The organism is Streptococcus sp. HMSC072D07 (assembly GCF_001814835.1).
Classification (GTDB): Bacteria; Bacillota; Bacilli; order Lactobacillales; family Streptococcaceae; genus Streptococcus.
In genome coordinates this window covers 3221-6220 of the sequence record NZ_KV818081.1, presented here as the reverse complement: position 1 = coordinate 6220, position 3000 = coordinate 3221, and the positions used below count along the sequence as shown (strand labels likewise).

The following is a 3000-nucleotide window of genomic DNA, read 5'->3' as shown; positions in this document are numbered from 1 at the left end:
TCGCAGAGAGTCAATATAGTGATTTTCCATAAATCCATGAACTGCCTGAATTCATTTCAGGTGGTTTTCTTTTGTTTTCCACATCTTCTCACAGTATCTCTCATGTGGTATAATAGAACAAGAACATTACTATGTGGCCGATGGGTTGGCAAGTAAAATGAAAGTATTAATGATATAGAAAGGGAAGAAATGGGAAGAGCAGAGATACAAGCAGAAATTAATGAAATAAATCAATCTATATCATCTTTAACGACAGAGATTGATAAATTTGTTGAAATAAAAAAATCTTTAACATCATTTCCGACAACGATTAGTTATGTATTGGTAAGTGATGAAAATATCAAAAGTGGTTATAATCTAGCTGGAAAGAAATATTCAGAGCAAACTACTTCAGAGCAAGAACTTTTGAAGAATCTTAAACGAGACTTTAATACAAAAATTGATAATGTTTCCGAAAAAGTCTCTAAGAAAATTCAAGAATTAGAAGAAGAAAAGAGTGATTTGGCAATAAGAAAGTTCCTTTTAGGCATTGACTTGTTAGCTACGAAGGAGTGAAAATATGAGTGAAGTTATTAAAGTATATGATTTACCAGCAATAGAACGGTATGCAAAAGCAATTCAGGAGTTTTCTAAAAATGTTGAGTCAGCATCTGAGGAAACAGAACGACAATTTAATACTAAGACAGGGAATAATACTGATGAAGCACTTGCGCTGACAGCCTTTTTTGAGCGTTTAAATTCTTTACAAAATCAAGTATTTCACACATTCCCTAAGTATATAAGCAATTTTTCAGGGAGTATTTCACACTTTGAAAATAGTATTAGTGATGCTGGTTTTGATAAGGAGGCCTGGACTAGTGAAACTGGTATGCAAGAGGTAGGGACTAAATTGACTGGAGAAGGGGAAGATAGTCAATTATATACCGTGAAAGATACCATAAAAAATCTTCAATCTTTACTGGATACTGCAACTACAGCTCTTGGGATAGAAAATGAGAGCTTAGAAGCAACAAAAACAGCTGCAGAAGGAAGTTTGACAAGTGCAAAAGATAGTCGTCAAGCAACTCATAATACAATTCAAAGTGCTCATGATACTTTTAACACAACCTTATTTGACGTACTTTCTGGGTTAATGGATTTGAAAAATAGTATTGAGGTGGCTCAAGCAAAGCTTGCAGTTACGCCCAATGTTGTAATGGATTCTATTAAAAACAAAACTCTTACTCCAGATAAGATTTATTATCTTGATGCGATACAAAGCAAATCAGATGCAAAGATTATGACAGTGATTTTGAGTGAGGCTGATTATGCTGATAAGAGAGCATTCTTTACAGATTTAGCAAATGTGAATACAAAGGATTCTAGCCTAGGAGTAGGGCAGATAATTGTTGAGCGTTTGATGTATGAAGTTCATCATGCTGAAGAAGACGGTAGTGTCCCTAACCTATCAATTTTCATGGCAGCCTTAACTCAACGAGATAAAGAAAGTGTAAAAGACTATGCATTGAGGTTGTCTGCGGCAGCAGAAGCGACAGGAAACAGTTATAAAGTACAGGTGGATACTCTGATGCCAGAGTTTCCTCCACCAGGATCTCCTAGAGAGGCTTATACTGAGTATTTCAATCGAAAAAATAGTGCTGAAGTTCGTGCAGCAGTTTTGGCATTAAATAACAAAGTAGAGTGGTATGAAAAACTAAACGGTCTTTTTATGTATACTGCTATGAATGATATGGGGAAAGGGAAGACAAGTCTTCAAGTTCCAAAACCGAATGGTGGTTTCGAAAGTCAAATTTTTTCCACTAATCATTCATTTAAAGAAGGTAGTTTTAAATTAACAAAAGAGACTGATGGGAAAGGCTTTTCTTTCACAGTTTTAAATAGAACTTTTGTTTCTACAAATGTTAAGTCTGAAATCATTGATGAAAAAACAGCACTAAATATTCAAGAGAACAGTGACAAAATCAAAGATTTGAATGCAGAAAAGTCGAAGCTCTTTGCTTCAACGGTTCTAAATACAGTTAAAGACCTTGGTAAGTTATATGCGCCTGCAGGTGTCATGATTGGGATTGTTGAGGCTGGTATGAGTTCAGATAAGGATATTAAAAAGGTTATCAATGGCGCGGAGGCGATTTCTTCACCAGTTTTATTAGATCAAATTCCGGAACACAAGTATAGTAATAAAGCTAAAGGCTTGACAAAAATTGCAAAAAATATTTATGATTATTTTGAAAAAAGTGAAAATTACGATAAAGAAATTAAAACCCTTAAGAAAAGTAGTGAGGCCGAATTTTGGCAATATGGTGGGACTTCTTTCACAAACGATGATAAATCTAAGAGTAATTCTCAATATATCAGTCCTAGCTACGATGTAGAAGCCTATCTGAAGCAACAAGATCTAAAGAAAAATGGTCTGCGAACTTACATTGCAGAGACGGCCATTAGTAATGGACAGGATCCATATGAAGTATTGAACAAGTTTGATGAAGCAATTGATCGTAGTGAATTAAGTGGTGATTACGATGCGGATATGAAGGCTCTTTTGAGAGGGAAACCCAATCCTAATCGCAGTCTAGAGTGGATTGGTTTTGAGAAGTTGTATAATGGGCTCAAGGATGCGGAAACAGCTATTAATAAACCTCAATCATCTGAAAATTATCCGTCTTATTTCACTCGAGATTCTTATCGACAATGGTCTTATTTAGGTTATGTAAATGGAGTAGGTGCAGGAGGAAACTGATACGATGAGGAATATATTATCAAATAGGCGTGCTTTTCAATTTGTGTTAGCTAGCCTAATTCTTATCCCTTTCATTATAGTTGGTATTATTGGATTCCAACAATTTTTTAAAGAACCTGAAAAAGTCGAGTATTCCATTGAAGAATACCATTCTGTAAAAGAAAACGTATATTTTTTCGGGAATCAACGAAAATTCGTTTTAGTGCGTAGAGGTTCTTTTGGGAATGGTACCTATCTTTATACAACCGAGCGGAAAGTGATGA

General features: G+C 35.0%; 2 protein-coding genes and 1 pseudogene. All 3 read left to right on the top strand.

Features of this window, described 5'->3' with window-relative positions:
* The first annotated feature begins 189 nt into the window (after positions 1-189).
* Positions 190-555 carry a hypothetical protein gene (locus tag HMPREF2991_RS09215; RefSeq protein WP_042903179.1) on the top strand — a complete coding sequence of 122 codons (366 nt, stop codon included), beginning with the start codon at positions 190-192 and terminating at the stop codon, positions 553-555.
* Between the two features lie 4 nt (positions 556-559).
* Entirely contained in the window at positions 560-2737 is a 2178-nt protein-coding gene (locus tag HMPREF2991_RS09210) for a hypothetical protein (protein ID WP_070683916.1), read from the top strand.
* 4 nt (positions 2738-2741) lie between these two features.
* Positions 2742-3000 (top strand): annotated as a pseudogene (locus HMPREF2991_RS11085) (hypothetical protein); the annotation flags it as partial.